The following is a 17,550-nucleotide window of genomic DNA, read 5'->3' as shown; positions in this document are numbered from 1 at the left end:
TAACGTCGGAGTCATGCGAGCAGTCGTCTACTCCGAGAACGGTCCCTCCTCCGTCATGCGCCTGACCGAGCGCCCGGTGCCGAAGCCCGGCCCCGGTGAGGTTCTGGTCAGGCTGGTGCGGGCGGGTGTCAACCCGACCGACTGGAAGGTACGCGCCGGTGTGAGCGCGACGCTCACGACTCCCGAGGCGACCCCGGGCCAGGACGGCGCGGGCGTGGTCGAGGAGATCGGCGAGGGCGTCACCACCCACATCGTGGGTCAGCCCGTCTGGCTCTACATGGTCCAGCACGGGCAGGCCTGGGGGACCGCAGCGGAGTACGTCACCGTACCGGCCCACAAGGCCGTCGAGCTGGCCGCGGACGCCTCCTACGACCTCGGCGCCTCGCTCGGGGTCCCGGCGATGACCGCCCACCGGGCGCTCACCTCCGGCGCGGTGGAGCGGGTGGCCCCGGAGTCGTTCAGCGGCCTCACCATCCTCGTCCACGGCGGTGCCGGAGCGGTCGGCAACGCCGCGATCCAGCTCGCCGTATGGGCGGGCGCGACGGTGATCACCACGGTCAGCTCCGCAGAGAAGGCGGCACTGGCGAAGGCCGCCGGGGCGCACCACATCGTCAACTACCGCGAGGGCGATCCGGCCGCCGAGATCCGCGAGATCGCGCCCGACGGCGTCGACCAGATCGTCGAGGTGGCCCCGGCGGTCAACAACGACCTCGACCTCGCGGTCATCGCCAATCGCGGCACGATCGCGATCTACGCCAACAACGGCGGCGACGAGCTCACCCTGCCCGTGCGGGCGACGTTCTCGCTCAATTTGCGCTACCAGTTCCTCCAACTCTACCGCATCGAGCCGGCGCAGATCCAGGCCGCGGCCGAGGACGTCGCCGCCGCCGTGGCGGCGGGGGCGCTGCGCGTGGGAGCCGAGGGTGGCGTACCTCTTCACCACTACTCGCTCGAGGAGACCGCCGCCGCCCACGACGCGGTCAAGGCGGGTGCCGTCGGGAAAGTGCTCATCGACCTGGAGTGAGGATAGGGTTGGGCCGATCCTTTAACGAGCCGTCCCGTGAGGCGGAGAAGGAGACCACAACCTTGTCTGGTGTTGTCCAAGAGCCTGCGGCCGAAGGCCGCGTCGTGCTCGATGCCCGTGACATCTCCCGGGCGCTGACCCGGATCTCCCACGAGATCCTGGAGCGCAACCGCGATGCCGAAGACCTGGTGCTGCTGGGTCTGCACACCCGCGGGGTGCCGCTGGCCAAGCGGATCGCCACGCGGATCGAGGCCGCCGAGGGTCATCCGGTCGCGCACGGCGCGCTCGACGTGACGATGTACCGCGACGACCTGCGCACCCATCCCACGCGGGCCCCGCACCACACCGAGATCCCGCCCGGCGGCATCGACGGCAAGACCGTGGTGCTGGTCGACGACGTGCTCTTCTCGGGCCGCACGGTCCGAGCCGCGCTCGACGCCCTGGCCGACTACGGCCGCCCCGCCGTCGTACGTCTGGCCGTTCTCGTCGACCGCGGCCACCGCCAGCTGCCGATCCGGGCCGACCACGTCGGCAAGAACCTCCCGACAGCTCGCTCCGAGCGGGTCGGGCTGCGCCTGGAGGAGATCGACGGCATCGACGAGGTACGCATCGTGGAGCTCGAGGGGGTTCCGGCATGACGAAGCATCTGCTGTCCATCGACGACGTGAGCGCAGAGGAGATCCAACAGCTCTTCGCGACCGCCGCCGAGATGCACGACGTACAGAAGCGCGAGGTCAAGAAGCTCCCGGCGCTGCGCGGGCGTACGGTGATCAACCTCTTCTTCGAGGACTCGACCCGCACCCGGTCCTCCTTCGAGATCGCCGGGAAGTGGCTCTCGGCAGACGTGATCAACCTGTCGGCCAAGGGCTCCTCGGCCTCCAAGGGCGAGTCGCTGCGCGACACCGTGCTCACCGTGACCGCGATGGGCGTCGACGGCCTGGTGATGCGTCACTCCGCCTCCGGCGCGGCCCATCAGGTCGCGGGCTGGCTCGACATCCCCGTGATCAACGCCGGCGACGGGATGCACGAGCACCCGACCCAGGCACTGCTCGACGGCTACACGCTCCAACGCCAGCTCGGCGGACCCGGCTCGCTGGAGGGCAAGCGGATCGCGATCGTCGGCGATCTGACCCACTCGCGGGTGTTCCGGTCCAACGTGAAGTCGCTGAGCAAGCTCGGGGCCTCCGTGATCGCCGTCGCCCCGCCCACGCTGATGCCCTCGGGCATCACCGAGTGGGCCAAGGCCGACGGCTTCGCCACCTCCTACTCGCTGGACGACGTGCTGCCGGAGGTCGACGCGGTGATGATGCTCCGCGTCCAGCGGGAGCGGATGAGCGGTGGCTACTTCCCGACCTCACGGGAGTACACCGTCGGCTACGGGCTCACCCGCCAGCGCCTCGGAATGCTGCGCGAGGGCGCGCCGATCCTGCACCCCGGGCCGATGAACCGTGGCCTGGAGATCTCCCCCGAGGCCGCCGACGCCGCCTCCTCGCGGATCCTCGACCAGGTCTCGGCCGGGGTCGCGATCCGCATGTCCGTCCTCTACCACCTGCTTGCCGGCGAGGAGTCCGCATGAGTCTGTTGATCAAGGGAGTCTCCGTCCTCGGGGCCGAGCCGACCGATGTCCACGTCGACGGGGGAGTGATCCGAGAGATCGGCACGCTGTCCGCGACCGTCGATGAGGTGGTCGACGCCTCCGGCCTCGTCCTCCTCCCGGGTCTTGTCGACCTGCACACCCACCTGCGCCAGCCGGGCCGCGAGGACGCCGAGACGGTCGCCTCCGGTGCTGCGGCGGCCGCCGCCGGCGGCTACACCGCCGTGCTGGCGATGGCCAACACCTCGCCGGTCACCGACACGGCCGAAGCCGCGGTCTCGGTGTGGGACCTCGGCCGCGACGCCGGACTCGCCGACGTCTTCCCGGTCGGCGCGGTGACCAAGGGCCTGGCCGGTGAGGAGCTCGCCGAGCTGTCCCTGATGAACCGTTCCCGGGCAGGCGTCAAGGTCTTCTCCGACGACGGCCGCTGTGTCTCGGACCCGCGCGTCATGCGGCGGGCGCTGGAGTACGTCAAGGCGTTCGGCGGCGTGATCTCCCAGCACTCCCAGGACCCCTCGCTGGCGCCCTACGGCTCGGCCTGCTGCCACGAGGGTGAGCTCTCCGGACGCCTCGGCCTGCCCGGCTGGCCCGGAGTCGCGGAGGAGGTCATCGTCGCCCGCGACGTGATGCTCGCCCGCCACACCGGCTCGCGCGTCCACGTCGCCCACGCCTCCACCGCCGGCACCGTCGAGGTGCTGCGCTGGGCGAAGGCGCAGGCGGAGAAGGACGGCAGCTGGGCCGTCACCGCGGAGGTCACCCCGCACCACCTGCTGCTGACCACCGACCTGCTCGCCGGCTACGACCCGACCTTCAAGGTCAACCCGCCCCTGCGCCCCGCCGAGGACGTCGAGGCCTTGCGCGCGGCGCTGGCCGACGGCACCATCGACGCGGTCGCGACCGACCACGCCCCGCACGCGCGCCAGGACAAGGAGCACGCCTTCGTCGACGCCGCCTTCGGGATGCTCGGGCTGGAGGAGGCGCTCTCGGTCGTCTCGACCGTCATGGTCTCCTCGGGGCTGCTGGACTGGGCCGGCGTCGCCCGGGTCATGTCCACGACCCCGGCCCGGATCGCCGGCCTCGAGGAGCACGGGCGCCCGATCGAGGTCGGTGAGCCGGCCAACCTTGCCCTGGTCGACCCGGCCGCGACCTACGTCGTGGATCGCGACCGTTCGCTCTCGCTCTCGCGCAACAACCCCTGGCACGACCGCAAGCTCACCGGTCGCGTCGTCGCCACCTTCCTGCGCGGAAAGCAGACGTACGCCGGTTAGGCTCCACCGCCATGACCGACGTCTTCTCCGACAAGCTCGCGCAGTGGCGCGCCTACACCGCGACTCCGTGGGGCCGGATCCGCTACACCGTGGTCGAGGAGATCCTCCGGCGCCAGTGTGCGGAGCTGGGTGAGGGGCTGCGGATCCTCGACGTCGGTGGTGGGGACGGGATGGACGCGCTGCCGCTGGCGCTGGCCGGGCACGACGTCACGATCCTCGACCCGTCGGAGTCCTGGCTGGCCGAGGCGAAGCGCCGGGCAGTTGAGGCGGGCACGTCGCTGACCACGCTCGTCGGCGGCCTCGACGACCTGCCGGCGGGCGAGTGGGACCTGGTCCTGTGCCACTTCGTGCTGCACTATCGTTCGGCCGCCGCCGGAGACGTACGCCGCCTGGCGGCCGCTCTGCGCCCGGGCGGCCGGCTCTCGGTGATGGTCCCCAACCCGGCCAGCATGGTGCTGCGCCAGCTGGTCACGGGTGGTCCCGAGCCCGCGCTCACCGAGCTGCGCGCGGACACCAAGCACGCCGTGACCTTCGACCATGACGTACGCAAGGTCTCGATGGCCGACCTCGAGGCCGAGCTCGCCGCCGCGGGGTTGGAGCTCACCGGCCGCTTCGGCACCAGGATCGCCAACGACCTGCTCACCGACAACGACGCCAAGAACGACCCCGCCTACTTCGACCGCCTCCTCGAGCTCGAGCGCGAGCTGTGCGACCAGGAGCCGTTCGTACGTATCGCCGGGATGTACCAGCTCGTCGCGGAGCGTCCGGGTTAGGCTCGGGAGCGTGGATAACCTCGAGCGCGTCTACAAGATGCCCTTCGGCTCCGTCTACCCGCACTATGTGACGAAGGTCGAGAAGAAGGGCCGCACCACGGCCGAGCTGCACCAGGTGATCACCTGGCTCACCGGCTTCGACGACGACGCGATCGCCAAGCACATCGAGGCGGGGACGAGCTTCGAGGAGTTCTTCGCCGCCGCCGACCTCAATCCGAGCTCGGAACTGATCACCGGCGTGGTCTGTGGCGTGCGCGTCCAGGAGATCGAGGACCCGGTGATGCGCCAGGTGCGCTACCTCGACAAGCTGGTCGACGAGCTGGCCAAGGGCAAGGCGATGGAGAAGATCCTGCGCGGTTAATCGGTTGGACGGCGCGGCCGTCGGCCGCGTACTCTTTACTCATCATGAAGATCTTGCGCTGACCTCCGACTCGCGCCCGAGGCATATGCCCGGCGGGTCGTCCTCGAACCCGAAGGCCAGCGCTGCATGTCATCTTCCATCGTTTCCGGACCGATCGTCGTCCGCGACCTCTCCGTCTCCTTCCGCAGCGGCTCCGTCCTCGCCGGGATAGACCTCACCGTCTCCCCGGGCGAGCGGATCGCGCTCGTGGGGGAGAACGGTGCCGGCAAGTCCACGTTGCTCCGCGCTATCGCACACCGGCTGCCGCGCACCGCCCAACGCACAGGCACGCTCGAGGCGCCCGACGACCTCGTCTGGCTGCCGCAGGAGCCGCCGTTCCGCGATGCGGCGAGCATCGAGGACGTACTCGCCACCACCCTGCGCCCGCTCCGCGAGGCCGTCGCCACGGTCGAGACGCTCGCTGACCGACTCGACGACCCCGAGGTCGCCGAGACGTACGCGAGCGCGCTCGACTTTGCGGTGGCCCACGACGCGTGGGACGCCGACCGGCGGGCCATCCTGGCCGCCGAGCGTCTCGGCCTCAGCGGCCTGGATCGGGAGCGTCCGATCAGCACGCTCTCCGGCGGCCAGCGGACCAGGCTGGCGCTGGCGACTGCGATCACCCGCCGTCCCGACGCGCTGCTGCTCGACGAGCCCACGAATCACCTCGACGACGAGGCGGTCGCGGTGCTGGGGGAGTTCCTGCGCGACCTCCCCGGCGTCGTGCTGATGGCCTCCCATGACCGTGTCTTCCTCGACGAGGTCGCCACCGGCCTCTTCGACCTGGACCCGACCGCCTTCGGCACCGACGGTGCCGGCGGCCGCCTCTTCGGAGGCGGGTGGAGCGCCTACGAGGAGGCACGGCAGGCCGCTCGCGAGCGGTGGGAGCAGACGTACGCCGAGCAGCAGGACGAGCTCAAGCGCCTCCGCACCGCGACCAAGATCGGCAACGACGCGATCGCCCACAACCGCGGCCCGACCGACAACGACAAGTTCATCTACAAGTTCAAGGGCAGCAACGTCGAGCGCACCGTCGCCCGCCGCAAGAAGGACGCCAACCGGCGGCTGGAGGAGGCCGAGGAGGCACAGGTACGCAAGCCACCGCCGCCCCTGCGTCTCAATGCCGCGCTGTCGGCTGCAGGCACGAGCGGGAGGATGGTCGTCGTGCGCGACCTGGTGGTCGAGGAGCGGGTCAGCCTGCCGGTCCTGGACGTCATGGCGGGGGAGCACCTGCTGATCACCGGGCCCAACGGCAGCGGCAAGTCCACGCTGCTCGGAGTGATCTCCGGCCGGGTGAAACCGACCTCGGGGGAGGTCCAGGTCAGCGCCCGACACGTCGAGGAGCTCACCCAGGATCCTCAGTTCGGGGACCTGCGCCGCAAGGTCGCCGACGTCTACCTGGAGTCGGTGGGGGAGATGCTGGCGACCCAGGTGCCGCTACGTGATCTGGGCCTGGTCCACCCGCGCGACCTCAACCGGCCGGTCGGCGCGCTGAGCGTCGGCCAGCGTCGCCGGCTCGACCTGGCGATCGCCATCGCCACCGGCCCCGACCTGCTGCTTCTCGATGAGCCGACCAACCACATCTCGCTCACCCTGGCAGGCGAGCTGGAGGAAGCGATCGGAATCACCCCGGGCACCATCGTCGTCGCCTCCCACGACCGCTGGCTGCGGCGGCGCTGGTCGGGACCCGAGCACAGACTCGTGCCCTGAGGCGTCGCCGACGGGCCACTTACGGGCGAAACCCTGTGGATGAGCAGAGTTATCCACAAGCGACGAGATCGTCGTTGTCCTCCTCGACGGGCCGTGGTGCCTTTGACCCATGACCGACAAGATTCCGTACGCTCCAGTCCTCCGCACCCAGGCCGACGTCGAGGCCGCCTGGCGACACCTGATCAACCCACTCGGCTGGCCCGAGCCGCGGCTGTGGTTCATGCTCGTCGGCGCAGACGGCGTCCCGTTCCCACAGCTGTGCCAGATCGAGAAGGTGCCTGTCGAGATCGGCGACGACGGCGCTGCCAACGTCGCCACGATGCTGCACGACCTGGTCGATGAGCTGGGCCTCGACCGGGTCGAGCTCCTGCTGTGCCGGCCGGGCGGAGGACCACCGAGCCTGTCGGACCGGAAGAACGCCGCCCATCTCTACGGGGCGTGTGCGGTGGCGGCGGTGCCGGTCGACGTCATCCACCTCGCGACCGACCAAGACTTCTGGCCGGTCCCGTTGGACGAGCTCGGTGAGCTCAGAACTCCAGCGTGACCTTCGTGTCGCCGAGCTCGCGCGAGACGATGCGGTCGAACTCCGCCGAGGCGGCCTCACGCTCGACCAGATCACGCAGTGCGTGGTCGATCGCAGCCTGGTTGGTCGTCGTCCCGGCGATCTTTCTCGCCTCGGCCAACAGCTCTTTGTCGATGCTGATCGACGTCTCGGTCATTGCGTACCCCCGCACGGAAATCTGGATGAAACATCGAAACGCTAGCGGTGCACAACCATGCAACGCAATGACCTGCGACAACCGTCACATCGTGTCGCACTCACCTGGAGCCGCGCCAGGTCGGGATGTCGGTGCTCGCCGCTACGGTGCACGACCATGAGCCCGGAGGACCGAATGCTGACCGACATCACGATCATGGTGGACTCGATCGAGCCGCTAGACGACGTGGAGAGCGGCCACATCGGCGACGCGTCGGCGTGGTTGTGCGTGACGAACGACGTGTTCCGGCGCACCACGGCGCCGACCGAGCCGGCCAAGCACCTGGTCTCCTACTTCCTGCTCGTAGACCCGGTCAGTGGTCACATCCTGCTGGGCGACCACCGCAAGTCGGGGCTGTGGCTGCCATCAGGAGGTCACGTCGATCCCGGTGAGAATCCCGCCGACACCGTGCGTCGCGAGTGCCTCGAAGAGCTGGGCGTCGAGGCGCGGTTCCATCCTGATCTCGGGCCACGCCCGTTCTTCATCACCGTCACCGCGACCCGGCGCGACCGCCCGGACCCGCACACCGACGTCAGTCTCTGGTTCGTCCTCGCCCACGACCACCGTGAGCCTTTGGTGCCCGACGAACGGGAGTACGCCGGCGTGCGCTGGTGGACACCCTCCGAGATCCGCGCCGCCGACCCGAGGCTGTTCGACCCGCACATGGGTCGGATGCTCGACAAGATGAAGACCCTCGGCGCCTGAGGCTCACTCAGGACCGCTCAGCTCCTGCTGTAGTCGCTCGACACTCGGCAGGCTGGCCCGCAACTGATACTCGGCTACTCCGAGCGGCTGTGTTGAACCGCGCAGCGAGTACTCCGCGACAACCTGGTTGCGGCTCTGGCACAGCAGGATCCCGATCGTCGGGGCATCGTCGGGATGCGCCATCTCCCCGTCGACCGCCGCCAGATAGAAGTTGAGCTGCCCCAGGTGCTCGGGCCTGAACTTCCCGGCCTTGAGCTCGATGACGACGTAGCAGCGCAGCCTGAGGTGATAGAAGAGCAGGTCGATGAAGAAGTCCTCCCCGCCGACCTCAAGGGAAACCTGACGCCCGACGTACGCGAACCCGACCCCGAGCTCCACCAAGAACTCGGTGACGTGGTCGACCAGGGCCTTCTCGATCTCACGCTCCATGGCTTCGCCGCCGACGCCGAGGCGATGTCCTGAGCTTGTCGAAGGGAACTCGAAGTTGTAGGGGTCCTTGACGATCTCTCGAACAAGGTCAGAGGTTGCGGGCGGGAGCGTACGTTCGAAGTTCGTGATCCCACGCCCGGAACGTTCCAGAGTGCGGGCGTCGATGTGAATCGACATGGCGTTGCGCGACCAGCCGTGTTCGACAGCTGCCGCGGCGTAGGCCAACCGTGGCTGGGCATCGTCGAACTTGTCGAGAAGCACCTGGTGGTGAGTCCACGGAATTTGTGCAGCAGGCTGCTGCACAAATTCCGGATCCGGCCAAGCCAGTGCGAACGCGCGCATATAGGCGAGGTTGCGCTTGGACAGTCCAGTCATATCGGGGAAGGCGAGACGCAGGTCTTGGGAGATCCTGGCGATTACCTTTGCTCCCCAGCCCTGGGCTTCCTGGCGATCGGCGATCTCTCGGCCGATCTGCCAGTAGAGACGCAGAAGTTCGGTGTTGACGGCGAGCGCGGCCCGCTGTCGCGCAGAGCGGATCCGGTCCTTGAGGTCCCCGAGCCACTTGGCGTAGCCGTCGGGCAGGGAAAGGTCGTCGGTCATGGTCGTTACTCCTTGGAGGCGTACGAATCACCGCCTGCGATTGCAGGCGGTACGTTCGCCGCTCCTGGAGGCGCCTGTGGCGCTATTACTTACCCTCGCGACTGGCGGCCCCTTCTCGCAGACCTGGCTGGCCCGGTACTTCGGAGTGATCGCCTGAGTTGCCTTGATTAGATCATCTGTTCGTCGCCGGAGACAGGAGGCGCGGCTCGGGCGAGGCGGTCGACGATTCGCAGCGCATCAGGTAGGCGGGCGGAGCCGGCCATGGTGCGGACCAGGTGAGCGGCATCTGCCAGCGGCATTCCGGCGGCCGTGACGTACAACGGCCTTGTCGAGGTTCCGCGTAGGACGGGCTCGGCGTGGGTGGCGGCGCGGAAGCTGGTCTTGGCGACGCCGATGACCGCTGGGGCGAGCCCAGCGTCCCAGACATGCCACCCCAGCCCGGGCCGTCCGGTCGGGTCGAGGTCGACGTAGCCGTCGACCATGAGTACGTCGAGCGGATCGGCGTCAGCGAGGAGGGCCGTCAAGGCGGGCAGCTCTCGTTCGTAGAACCTGCCAGGGGCGTAGTCGGCGACGGTATCGAGCCAGGCCGTACGTTCCTCGCTGATCGAGGTGAACTCCCGCTCGGTGCTCACCACCAAGGCTGCATGCCCCCCACCGGATGGCGGGTAGTGGACGTCGGTCGCACCGAACCTGGTCGTCACGATCACAGAATAGGGCGACCGAGTGGAACACCGGCGAGTCGCGCATACGGCACATGCCAGGATGGAGGCGAGAAGGACCGATGTGGGTCCGTGAACGCAAGGGTTAGAGATGACGGACGCAGCGTGGTACCCGGACCCGACCGGACAGGCCGAGCTTCGCTACTACGACGGGAGCCAGTGGACCGAGCACGTGTCCACGGGCGGGCAGCAGTCGACGGCGCCCCTGACGCCGCCTCAGGCCACTGTGGAGCAGGAGGCGCCGACCCAGGTCGGGTCGGCGCAGGCGGTGCAGGCTGCGTACGGTGAGAGCGCCCAGGCGCAGCCGGCCCAGGCCGCGTCCGCCCAGTATGGTCAGCAGGCCGCCCAGTACGGGCAGCAGCCCGCGCAGGCCCAGCCCACCGGCGACCCGTTCGCCGGGATCTCGGGTGACCTGATCGACGGCCGTTTCGCCGAGATCCAGGGCGAGGGCGCGGTGCTGCAGAACAAGAGGCTCCTGCGCGTACGCGTCGGGGAGCCGTTCCAGGCGCGCCAGGGCTCGATGGTGGCCTACCAGGGCAACGTGCAGTTCAAGTACCAGGGCGGCGGCGTGGGGAAGTTCCTCAAGAAGGCCGTCACCGGTGAGGGCCTCAGCCTGATGGGCGTCGAGGGCCAGGGCGATGTCTTCCTGGCCGACGCGGCCAAGGAGGTCCACATCCTCCAGCTGAACAACTCCGGCATCTCGATCAACGGGGACCACGTGCTCGCCTTCTCGGGCGGCCTGCAGTGGAACATCGAGCGGGTCCAGGGCGCCGGCATGCTCACCGGCGGTCTCTTCAACACCACGCTGCGCGGCACCGGCTGGATCGCCGTCACCACCGAGGGTGACCCGGTGGTGCTCAACGCCGGCGAGTCGCCGACCTTCACCGACACCAACGCGGTCGTCGGCTGGTCGCTCGGCCTGCAGACCAGCCTGCAGAAGTCGTTCACCGCCGGTGCCCTCATCGGCCGTGGCAGCGGCGAGGCGTTCCAGGTCGCCTTCCACGGCGCCGGCTTCGTCATCGTGCAGCCGTCCGAGGGCGGGGTCGTCCCGCCCCACTCGCACAGCTGAGCCCGACCCCAGCCGGCCGACTGCCGCGTACGTCACATTGCTGGCGTACGCGGCGGACGCCAACTGCCGTCAACCGGCATCTGCTTGATACTGTCACCAGCAAGTTGACCGACATCCTTTAAGCACCGTCCTGTGAGGCGGAGAAGGAGGTACGGCGTGCCGCTGCATGCCCACAAAGAAGCACTCCTCGTACTCGAGGATGGTCGATCGTTCCGGGGGGAGTCGTTCGGTGCCGAGGGTGAGACCTTCGGCGAGGCGGTCTTCTCCACCGGTATGACGGGCTACCAGGAGACGCTGACCGACCCGAGCTACCACCAGCAGGTGGTCGTGATGACCGCCCCGCACGTCGGCAACACCGGCGTGAACGACGAGGACCCCGAGTCCCGCCGGATCTGGGTGGCCGGATACGTCGTACGCGACCCAGCCCGGGTCCCCTCCAACTGGCGCGCCCAGCGCAGCCTCGATGACGACCTGCGTGACCAGTCCGTGGTCGGCATCAGCGGGATCGACACCCGTGCCCTGACCCGCCACCTGCGTGAGCGCGGCGCGATGCGCGTCGGGATCTCCACGATCGAGACCGACCCCGAGGCCCTGCTGAAGAAGGTGCTCGCCAGCGCCGAGATGAGCGGTGCGAACCTCTCTGACGCGGTCAGCACCCAGGAGGCGTACGTCGTCCCCGCCAAGGGCGAGAAGCGGTTCACCGTCGCGGCCCTCGACCTGGGCATCAAGGAGATGACCCCGGAGCGGATGGCCGAGCGCGGCATCGAGGTCCACGTCCTCCCGGCGACCGCGTCCCTCGAGGACGTCCTCGCCACGAAGCCCGACGGGCTCTTCTACTCCAACGGCCCCGGCGACCCGGCCGCGACCACCGGCCAGGTCGAGCTGCTCAAGGCAGCGCTGGCCGAGAACATCCCCTACTTCGGCATCTGCTTCGGCAACCAGCTCTTCGGCCGCGCGCTCGGTTTCGGGACGTACAAGCTGAAGTACGGTCACCGCGGGATCAACCAGCCGGTCATGGACCTCACCACCCGCAAGGTCGAGGTGACCGCCCACAACCACGGTTTCGCCGTCGACGCTCCGATCGGGGAGGAGACGAAGACCGAATACGGGATCGCGTCCGTCTCCCACGTCAACCTCAACGACGACTGCGTCGAGGGCCTCGAGCTCAAGGACGCCGAGACGGGGAAGCTCAAGGGCTTCTCGGTCCAGTACCACCCGGAGGCAGCGGCCGGCCCGCACGATGCCGCCTACCTCTTCGACCGGTTCATCTCTCTCATGGCGAAGGAGGTCTGAGCGATGCCCAAGCGCGAGGACATCAAGTCCGTGCTCGTGATCGGCTCTGGGCCGATCGTCATCGGCCAGGCCTGCGAGTTCGACTACTCCGGCACCCAGGCCTGTCGCGTGCTGCGCGAGGAGGGGATCCGGGTCGTCCTGGTCAACTCCAACCCCGCCACGATCATGACCGACCCGGAGTTCGCCGACGCGACCTACGTCGAGCCGATCACCCCCGAGTTCGTCGAGAAGGTCATCGCCAAGGAGCGCCCCGACGCCCTCCTGGCCACCCTCGGCGGCCAGACCGCGCTCAACTGCGCGGTGGCCCTGGACGAGCGCGGGATCCTGGAGAAGTACGACGTCGAGCTGATCGGCGCCAGCATCGACGCCATCCAGCGCGGTGAGAACCGCGAGGAGTTCAAGAAGATCGTCGCCGAGCTCGGCGGCGAGAGCGCCAAGTCGGTCATCTGCCACAGCATCGACGACCTGCTCGCCGGCGCCGAGGTGCTCGGCTACCCGGTGGTCATCCGGCCCAGCTTCACCATGGGTGGCTCGGGCTCGGGCTTCGCGTACAACGAGACCGAGCTGCGCCGCCTGGGCGGCGCCGGTCTCGCGGCCAGCCCCACCACCGAGGTGCTCTTGGAGGAGTCCATCCTCGGCTGGAAGGAGTACGAGCTCGAGGTCATGCGCGACCGCAAGGACAACTCGGTCATCGTCTGCTCGATCGAGAACCTGGACCCGATGGGCGTGCACACCGGCGACTCGATCACCGTCGCTCCGGCGTTGACGCTGACCGACCGCGAGTACCAGAAGCTCCGCGACCTGGCGATCGGCATCATCCGCGCCGTCGGCGTGGACACCGGCGGCTGCAACATCCAGTACGCCGTCAACCCGGCCGACGGCCGGATCATCGTCATCGAGATGAACCCCCGCGTCTCGCGCTCCTCGGCGCTGGCCTCGAAGGCGACCGGCTACCCGATCGCCAAGATCGCCGCGAAGGTCGCGATCGGCTACACCCTCGACGAGATCGAGAACGACATCACCGCCGGGCCGAACGGCTCGACCGCCGCGTCGTTCGAGCCGACCCTCGACTACGTCGTCGTCAAGGTCCCGCGCTTCGCCTTCGAGAAGTTCCCGGGCGCCGACACGACCCTGACCACCCACATGAAGAGCGTGGGCGAGGCGATGGCGATCGGCCGCAACTTCACGGAGGCCCTCCAGAAGGCGCTGCGAAGCCTGGAGAAGCCCGAGGCGGTCTTCGACTGGACTCAGGAGGTCATCGAGCTCGACAAGCCCGCGCTGCTGGAGGAGATCAAGGTCCCCACCGACGGCCGGCTCAAGCGGGTCATGGACGCGATCCGCTCCGGTGCGACGCCGGAGGAGATCTTCGAGAGCACCAAGATCGACCCCTGGTTCGTCGACCAGCTCTTCCTGATCAACGAGATCGCCCAGGAGATCATCGCGGCGCCCGAGCTGACCGCCGACGTGCTCCGCTACGCCAAGCGCCACGGCTTCTCCGACTATCAGCTCGGCAAGATGCGCGGCATGACCGCGGACGTGGTCCGAGGGGTACGCCACGCGCTGAACATCCGCCCGGTCTACAAGACGGTCGACACCTGTGCGGCCGAGTTCGAGGCGCGTACGCCCTACCACTACTCCTCCTACGACGAGGAGACCGAGGTCGCGCCCCGGGAGAAGGAAGCCGTGATCATCCTCGGCTCCGGACCCAACCGGATCGGGCAGGGGATCGAGTTCGACTACTCCTGCGTGCACGCCTCCCTCGCGCTGAGCGAGGCCGGCTACGAGACCGTCATGGTCAACTGCAACCCCGAGACGGTGAGCACCGACTACGACACCTCCGACCGGCTCTACTTCGAGCCGCTCACCCTGGAGGACGTGCTCGAGATCGTTCACGCCGAGCAGCAGGCCGGACCGGTCGTCGGCGTCATCTGCCAGCTCGGCGGCCAGACCCCGCTCGGGCTCGCGCAGGCGCTCAAGGACAACGGCGTGCCGATCGTCGGGACCAGCCCCGAGGCCATCCACCTCGCCGAGGAGCGCGGCGCCTTCGGGCGGGTGCTCCACAAGGCCGGCCTGGTCGCGCCGAAGCACGGCATGGCCACCACGTTCAACGAGGCCCGCGAGATCGCCGCGGAGATCGGCTACCCGGTCCTGGTGCGTCCCTCCTACGTCCTCGGCGGACGCGGCATGCAGATCGTCTACGACGACGACGCGCTGCGCTCCTACATCGAGGCCGCGACCGAGGTCACCCCGGACAAGCCGGTGATGGTCGACAAGTTCGTCGACGACGCCGTCGAGATCGACGTCGACGCCCTCTACGACGGCACCGAGCTGTTCCTGGGCGGCGTCATGGAGCACATCGAGGAGGCCGGGATCCACTCCGGTGACTCCTCCTGCGCACTGCCGCCGATCACCCTCGGCGCCGCCGAGGTCGAGCGCATCCGCGTGGCCACCCTGGCGATCGCAGAAGGCGTCGGCGTACGCGGCCTGCTCAACATCCAGTACGCCCTCGGCTCCGACGTGCTCTACGTTATCGAGGCCAACCCGCGTGCCTCCCGCACCGTCCCATTCGTCTCCAAGGCGACCGCGACCCCGCTGGCAAAGGCCGCGGCGCGGGTGATGCTCGGCGAGTCGATCGCGGAGCTGCGCACGGCCGGCGTGCTCCCGGCGACCGGCGACGGTGGAGCGCTGCCGCCCAACCAGCCGATCGCGGTCAAGGAAGCGGTCATGCCGTTCAACCGGTTCCGCACCCCGGAGGGTCAGCAGGTCGACACTGTGCTCGGCCCGGAGATGAAGTCGACCGGCGAGGTGATGGGGCTCGACTCCGACTTCGGCCGCGCCTTCGCCAAGAGCCAGGCCGGCGCTTTCGGCCCGCTGCCGACCCAGGGCCGGATCTTCGTCTCGATGGCCAACCGCGACAAGCGCACCATGATCTTCCCGATCAAGGTGCTCGCCGACCACGGCTTCGAGATCTTCGCGACCGAGGGGACCGCCGAGGTGCTGCGCCGCAACGGCGTGCCCTCGCGGCTGATGCGCAAGCACTCCGAGGGCACCGGTCCCGATGGCGAGAAGACCACCGTGCAGCGGATCCTCGACGGCGAGGTCGACCTCGTCATCAACACGCCCAACGGCACCTCCAACGCCAAGTCCGCCCGGATGGACGGCTACGAGATCCGCACCGCCGCGGTGATGGCGAACATCGCCTGCATCACCACGGTCCAGGGTCTCGGCGCCGCCGTGCAGGGCATCGAGGCGCTGCGGCGCGGTGAGATCGACGTACGCAGCCTGCAGGAGTGGCGTGACGTCGTCGGCCACCACGACGGTGGGGTGTCGTCGAAGTGAAGGCTTACCGGGCCCTGTTCGACAAGGTACTGACGAAGACGGATCCGGAGCGTGCCCACCAGCAGGCTTTCGCCGCGATCCGGGCTGCTGGGCCGGCGCTGGCCAGGACACGTACGCCGGGATCCCCGGTGCACACGATGGGGCTCACCTTCCCGAACGTGATCGGCCTGGCCGCGGGCTTCGACAAGAACGCGGTCGGAATCGACGCGCTGGGCGGGCTCGGCTTCGGGCACGTCGAGATCGGCACGGTCACCGGGGAGGGGCAGCCGGGCAACCCCGCGCCGCGCCTGTTCCGGCTGCCCGCCGACCGCGCCGTGATCAACCGGATGGGCTTCAACAACGAAGGCGCCGAGGCGGTCGCCGCCCGGCTGGCGAGCCGTCTGGAGCGTCGTGGCACGGCTGCCGGCGGGCCGATCCTGGGCATCAACATCGGCAAGACCAAGCTCGTCTCGGAGGACGACCAGGCGGCCGTCGAGGCCGACTACGCCAAGTCGGCGCGGCTGCTGGCTCCCTACGCCGACTACCTGGTGGTCAACGTCTCCTCGCCCAACACGCCCGGCCTGCGCAGCCTGCAGTCGGTCGAGAAGCTGCAGCCGCTGCTGGAGCACGTCCGCTCCATCGCCGACCAGGTCACCAAGCACCGGGTCCCGCTGCTGGTCAAGATCGCCCCCGACCTGGCCGACTCCGACGTCGTCGAGGTCGCCGACCTGGCCGGCGCGATCGGCCTGGACGGGATCATCGCGACCAACACCACCATCGGCCGCGAGCACCTCGCCTCGGCGCCCGCCGAGATCACCGCGGCCGGTGCCGGCGGTCTCTCCGGCGCCCCGCTCAAGTCGCGCGCTCTCGACGTCCTGCAGTTGCTCCGCAGCCGGGTCAGCCCCGAGATGACGCTCATCGGGGTCGGTGGCATCGCCACCGTCGAGGACGCCCGCGAGCGCCTCGACGCCGGTGCCGACCTGCTCCAGGGATACACCGGGTTCATCTACGAAGGGCCCGGCTACGCCCGCCGGATCGCGAACGGGGTGGCTCGATGAGCTTTGGTGCTCGCTACGCCGCCGCCCTCGCCGAGCGGGGGAGGCTGTGCGCCGGGATCGACCCGCACGCCTCGCTGCTCCTCGACTGGGGCCTGAACGACGACCTCGCCGGCTTGGAGAGGTTCGCCCTGACCGCGGTCGAGGGCCTGGCGCCCCATGTCCCCGTGGTCAAGCCGCAGAGCGCCTTCTACGAGCGGTTCGGCTCGCGTGGTGTCGCGGTGCTGGAGCGGGTCATCGCGGAGTCGAAGGCCGCCGGGGCGCTGGTGCTCCTCGACATCAAGCGCGGCGACATCGGCTCCACCAGCCAGGCGTACGCCGCCGCCTACCTCGATCCCGCGAGCCCGCTCGGCAGCGACGCGGTGACGGTGAGCCCCTATCTGGGCTTCGGCTCGCTGACGCCGTTCGTCGAGACGGCCACGAAGTTCGACGCCGGGCTGTTCGTGCTCGCCCTGACCTCCAACAAGGAGGGACCCGAGGTGCAGCACGCGACGGTCGAGGACGGCCGCAGCGTCGGCCGGGTCATGCTCGACCACCTGCGCCGGCTGAACGAGTCCGAGACGCCGCTGGGCTCCTTCGGCGCGGTCGTCGGTGCGACGATCGACGGCGCGGACGGTGCCGGAGTGGCGTACGACTTCGGGTTCAACGGCCCCATCCTGGCGCCGGGCTTCGGTGAGCAGGGCGGCACCCCTGGCGACCTCGCCCGGATCTTCGGTCCCGCCAACGCCAACGTGGTCGCCAGCACCAGCCGCGGACTGCTGCGCAAGGGCCCGGACGTGGCCGCGCTGCGCGACGAGGCCCTGAGGCTGCGAGACGAGCTCGGCTGACACACTGG

Annotated in this window: 17 protein-coding genes; 14 read left to right on the top strand and 3 right to left on the bottom strand. The window is 69.2% G+C overall.

What is annotated here, in order from left to right:
* Positions 1-13 precede the first annotated feature (13 nt).
* The 8 genes from ABTW65_RS04820 (at position 14) to ABTW65_RS04785 (ending at position 7,313) form a co-directional block, all read left to right on the top strand.
* Positions 14-1,024, top strand: a complete 1,011-nt coding sequence (locus tag ABTW65_RS04820; RefSeq protein WP_350658806.1) for an NADPH:quinone reductase — start codon at positions 14-16, stop codon at positions 1,022-1,024.
* A gap of 62 nt (positions 1,025-1,086) precedes the next feature.
* Positions 1,087-1,662: a bifunctional pyr operon transcriptional regulator/uracil phosphoribosyltransferase PyrR gene (pyrR, locus tag ABTW65_RS04815; RefSeq protein ID WP_350658805.1), complete on the top strand. Its 576-nt coding sequence runs from the start codon at positions 1,087-1,089 to the stop codon at positions 1,660-1,662.
* Complete coding sequence (locus ABTW65_RS04810) at positions 1,659-2,600, top strand: aspartate carbamoyltransferase catalytic subunit (protein WP_350658804.1); 942 nt, start codon at positions 1,659-1,661, stop codon at positions 2,598-2,600. Before pyrR ends, ABTW65_RS04810 begins: the two co-directional genes overlap by 4 nt.
* Entirely contained in the window at positions 2,597-3,886 is a 1,290-nt protein-coding gene (locus ABTW65_RS04805) for a dihydroorotase (protein ID WP_350658803.1), read from the top strand. The genes ABTW65_RS04810 and ABTW65_RS04805 overlap by 4 nt, the downstream gene beginning before the upstream one ends.
* An 11-nt stretch (positions 3,887-3,897) precedes the next feature.
* Entirely contained in the window at positions 3,898-4,659 is a 762-nt protein-coding gene (locus ABTW65_RS04800; protein WP_350658802.1) for a class I SAM-dependent methyltransferase, read from the top strand.
* 10 nt (positions 4,660-4,669) lie between these two features.
* Positions 4,670-5,020: a DUF2200 domain-containing protein gene (locus ABTW65_RS04795; RefSeq protein WP_256328404.1), complete on the top strand. Its 351-nt coding sequence runs from the start codon at positions 4,670-4,672 to the stop codon at positions 5,018-5,020.
* A gap of 126 nt (positions 5,021-5,146) precedes the next feature.
* Complete coding sequence (locus ABTW65_RS04790) at positions 5,147-6,769, top strand: ABC-F family ATP-binding cassette domain-containing protein (protein ID WP_350658800.1); 1,623 nt, start codon at positions 5,147-5,149, stop codon at positions 6,767-6,769.
* A 109-nt stretch (positions 6,770-6,878) separates the two neighbouring features.
* Positions 6,879-7,313 carry a hypothetical protein gene (locus ABTW65_RS04785; RefSeq protein ID WP_350658799.1) on the top strand — a complete coding sequence of 145 codons (435 nt, stop codon included), beginning with the start codon at positions 6,879-6,881 and terminating at the stop codon, positions 7,311-7,313.
* Here ABTW65_RS04785 and ABTW65_RS04780 read toward each other — a convergent pair.
* Positions 7,297-7,488, bottom strand: coding sequence for a type II toxin-antitoxin system VapB family antitoxin (locus ABTW65_RS04780; protein ID WP_350658798.1), 192 nt, complete (start codon positions 7,486-7,488; stop codon positions 7,297-7,299). The two genes, ABTW65_RS04785 and ABTW65_RS04780, sit on opposite strands and share 17 nt — an antisense overlap.
* A 156-nt stretch (positions 7,489-7,644) precedes the next feature.
* On the opposite strand from ABTW65_RS04780, the gene ABTW65_RS04775 reads away from it, so the two are divergent.
* Positions 7,645-8,232: an NUDIX hydrolase gene (locus ABTW65_RS04775; protein WP_350658797.1), complete on the top strand. Its 588-nt coding sequence runs from the start codon at positions 7,645-7,647 to the stop codon at positions 8,230-8,232.
* 3 nt (positions 8,233-8,235) lie between these two features.
* Here the strand turns inward: ABTW65_RS04775 and ABTW65_RS04770 are convergent, their stop codons facing one another.
* The gene (locus tag ABTW65_RS04770) at positions 8,236-9,261 is read right to left on the bottom strand and encodes a PDDEXK nuclease domain-containing protein (protein ID WP_350658796.1); all 1,026 of its coding nucleotides are present in this window, start codon (positions 9,259-9,261) and stop codon (positions 8,236-8,238) included.
* Positions 9,262-9,428: 167 nt separating this feature from the next.
* Positions 9,429-9,962 carry an endonuclease V gene (locus tag ABTW65_RS04765; protein WP_350658795.1) on the bottom strand — a complete coding sequence of 178 codons (534 nt, stop codon included), beginning with the start codon at positions 9,960-9,962 and terminating at the stop codon, positions 9,429-9,431.
* A 109-nt stretch (positions 9,963-10,071) separates the two neighbouring features.
* Between ABTW65_RS04765 and ABTW65_RS04760 the strand changes: the two genes are divergently transcribed.
* The 5 genes from ABTW65_RS04760 (at position 10,072) to pyrF (ending at position 17,542) form a co-directional block, all read left to right on the top strand.
* Positions 10,072-11,049: an AIM24 family protein gene (locus ABTW65_RS04760; RefSeq protein WP_350658794.1), complete on the top strand. Its 978-nt coding sequence runs from the start codon at positions 10,072-10,074 to the stop codon at positions 11,047-11,049.
* Positions 11,050-11,205: 156 nt separating this feature from the next.
* A complete protein-coding gene (carA, locus tag ABTW65_RS04755) occupies positions 11,206-12,342 on the top strand; it encodes a glutamine-hydrolyzing carbamoyl-phosphate synthase small subunit (protein ID WP_350658793.1) in 1,137 nt (378 codons plus the stop codon).
* 3 nt (positions 12,343-12,345) lie between these two features.
* Positions 12,346-15,681: a carbamoyl-phosphate synthase large subunit gene (gene carB / locus ABTW65_RS04750; protein ID WP_350658792.1), complete on the top strand. Its 3,336-nt coding sequence runs from the start codon at positions 12,346-12,348 to the stop codon at positions 15,679-15,681.
* Positions 15,678-16,718 (top strand): quinone-dependent dihydroorotate dehydrogenase, encoded by a 1,041-nt coding sequence (locus ABTW65_RS04745; RefSeq protein WP_350658790.1) that lies wholly within the window; start codon positions 15,678-15,680, stop codon positions 16,716-16,718. Before carB ends, ABTW65_RS04745 begins: the two co-directional genes overlap by 4 nt.
* Complete coding sequence (gene pyrF, locus ABTW65_RS04740; RefSeq protein ID WP_350658789.1) at positions 16,715-17,542, top strand: orotidine-5'-phosphate decarboxylase; 828 nt, start codon at positions 16,715-16,717, stop codon at positions 17,540-17,542. The genes ABTW65_RS04745 and pyrF overlap by 4 nt, the downstream gene beginning before the upstream one ends.
* The last annotated feature ends 8 nt before the right edge of the window (positions 17,543-17,550 follow it).

Origin of the sequence: Nocardioides sp. NPDC127503 (assembly GCF_040302165.1) — a bacterium.
Classification (GTDB): domain Bacteria; phylum Actinomycetota; class Actinomycetes; order Propionibacteriales; family Nocardioidaceae; genus Nocardioides.
The sequence above is the reverse complement of the archived record's forward strand: the minus strand, read 5'-3'. Positions and strand labels throughout refer to the sequence as shown.

Bases quoted from the DNA above. Each gene is read 5' to 3' on its own strand.
- ABTW65_RS04820 (WP_350658806.1), top strand. From the start codon at position 14: ATGCGAGCAGTCGTCTACTCCGAGAACGGTCCCTCCTCCGTCATGCGC.
- ABTW65_RS04810 (WP_350658804.1), top strand. From the start codon at position 1,659: ATGACGAAGCATCTGCTGTCCATCGACGACGTGAGCGCAGAGGAGATC.
- ABTW65_RS04805 (WP_350658803.1), top strand. From the start codon at position 2,597: ATGAGTCTGTTGATCAAGGGAGTCTCCGTCCTCGGGGCCGAGCCGACC.
- ABTW65_RS04800 (WP_350658802.1), top strand. From the start codon at position 3,898: ATGACCGACGTCTTCTCCGACAAGCTCGCGCAGTGGCGCGCCTACACC.
- ABTW65_RS04790 (WP_350658800.1), top strand. From the start codon at position 5,147: ATGTCATCTTCCATCGTTTCCGGACCGATCGTCGTCCGCGACCTCTCC.
- ABTW65_RS04785 (WP_350658799.1), top strand. From the start codon at position 6,879: ATGACCGACAAGATTCCGTACGCTCCAGTCCTCCGCACCCAGGCCGAC.
- ABTW65_RS04780 (WP_350658798.1), bottom strand. From the start codon at position 7,488: ATGACCGAGACGTCGATCAGCATCGACAAAGAGCTGTTGGCCGAGGCG.
- ABTW65_RS04775 (WP_350658797.1), top strand. From the start codon at position 7,645: ATGAGCCCGGAGGACCGAATGCTGACCGACATCACGATCATGGTGGAC.
- ABTW65_RS04770 (WP_350658796.1), bottom strand. From the start codon at position 9,261: ATGACCGACGACCTTTCCCTGCCCGACGGCTACGCCAAGTGGCTCGGG.
- ABTW65_RS04760 (WP_350658794.1), top strand. From the start codon at position 10,072: ATGACGGACGCAGCGTGGTACCCGGACCCGACCGGACAGGCCGAGCTT.
- carB (WP_350658792.1), top strand. From the start codon at position 12,346: ATGCCCAAGCGCGAGGACATCAAGTCCGTGCTCGTGATCGGCTCTGGG.
- pyrF (WP_350658789.1), top strand. From the start codon at position 16,715: ATGAGCTTTGGTGCTCGCTACGCCGCCGCCCTCGCCGAGCGGGGGAGG.